The organism is Actinoplanes sp. NPDC051633 (assembly GCF_040681735.1).
Taxonomy (GTDB): Bacteria; Actinomycetota; Actinomycetes; order Mycobacteriales; family Micromonosporaceae; genus Actinoplanes.
Genome location: NZ_JBFAZH010001509.1, coordinates 1 through 1,571 on the forward strand (window position 1 = coordinate 1; position 1,571 = coordinate 1,571).

Consider the following 1,571-nt stretch of genomic DNA (forward strand, 5'->3'; position numbering starts at 1 on the left):
GGTCGTCCGGCACGGCAACCTCCCATGCGCACGACACGCTCCTGCCGTGGCGCACGGCCCGCGCCGCCGCCAGCCGGACGTCGTCGGTGATGTGGTTCAGAGTCCCCAGCTGGTCGTCGTCGCCCCACCGTCCCCAGTTCGACAGCGTGCCGAAATACCCGAGCACGTCGTCCTGTGTGGGCATCGGTCGCCCTGCCGTCATCCCAGCATCGACTCCTCAGATCACGCGGTCCGAGGTCAAGATACACAGTCTCAGCGGGTCCGGCGGTTCGTCGTGCGGGCCCGCGCGGTCCCACTCGCCGAGGTCACCCAGGCGTGGAATGCCGACACCGACGACCGCATCGTCCTAGTGCCGTAGCCACGCCGGCAAAAGGGCTAGCCGTCGTCGCGGCCGGTCAGCCGGACGAAGGCGTCGTCCAGAGTGGCCTGCTCGACCCGCAGCTCCTCGGCGATGATGCCCGCGGCCGCCAGGTGGCTGGTGATCGAGTGCAGCACGTTGCCGGTGCCGACCACCTCGATCGTCCGGCCGTGCCGGTGCACCGTGCGCACGTCGGGCAGCGCGGCCAGCTTGCGGTCGTCCAGGTCGGCCGAGGGGCGGAAGCGGATCCGCTGCTCGGTGGAGACCTGGGAGACCAGCCCGGCCGGGGTGTCCAGCGCGACCACCCGGCCCGAGTCGATCACCGCGATCCGGTCGCACAGCCGCTCGGCCTCCTCCATGAAGTGGGTGACCAGCAGGACGGTCACGCCGCGGTCGCGGATCGACTCGATCAGGCTCCACGTGTCGCGCCGGGCCTGCGGGTCGAGGCCGGTGGTCAGCTCGTCCAGGATCGCGATCTCCGGGTTGCCGATCAGCGCCAGCGCGATGGACAGCCGCTGCTTCTGACCGCCGGAGAGCTTGCCGTACCGGGTGTCGAGCTTGTCGGAGAGGCCGAGGTCGCGGGCCAGTTCCCGCCAGTCGGCCGGGTCGGGGTAGAAGGTCGCGTAGAGGTCGAGCGCCTCGCGTACCCGCATCTTCTCCGGCAGCTCGCTCTCCTGGAGCTGCACGCCCACCCTGCGCCGCAGCTCGGGGTTGTCCGGTGACAAGCCGAGGATCTCGATCTCGCCGTGGTCGAGCTTGCGCAGGCCGGCGATGGTCTCGACGGTGGTGGACTTGCCGGCGCCGTTCGGCCCGAGGATGCCGAAGATCTCGCCGCTCTCGACGGTGAACGACACGTCGTCGACGGCGACGGTGCTCCCGTAGACCTTGCGCAGGTGGTCGACCTTGATGATTTCCATGCGTCCAGAGTCCCGGGATCACGCCGGCGAATCATCGATCAGCCGGCGACTCCGCCCATCAACCGGTTGGTGGATGCGGCCTACGCCTAACCCCTTGCTGCCTCATCCCTTGGTGCCCTGGGTCTTCACCCCCTCGATGAAGTACCGCTGGCACAGGAAGAAGGCGATGATCATGGGTACGGTCGTGAGCACCGCGCCGGCCAGCACGACCTCCCACTGCGACTCGCCGGCCTGCCCGAACTGGTCGAGGATCGACTTCATCCCGCGCGGCATCGTGAACAACGCCGGGTCGCGCA

At 69.2% G+C, this 1,571-nt stretch carries 1 protein-coding gene and 2 pseudogenes; all 3 read right to left on the reverse strand.

Annotation, left to right across the window (positions count from 1 at the left end):
* Positions 1-184: pseudogene (locus AB0M20_RS42605) on the reverse strand (cyclase family protein); the annotation flags it as partial.
* Positions 185-375: 191 nt separating this feature from the next.
* Positions 376-1,275, reverse strand: a complete 900-nt coding sequence (locus tag AB0M20_RS42610) for an ABC transporter ATP-binding protein (RefSeq protein ID WP_364307110.1) — start codon at positions 1,273-1,275, stop codon at positions 376-378.
* A 102-nt stretch (positions 1,276-1,377) separates the two neighbouring features.
* Positions 1,378-1,571 (reverse strand): annotated as a pseudogene (locus AB0M20_RS42615) (carbohydrate ABC transporter permease); the annotation flags it as partial.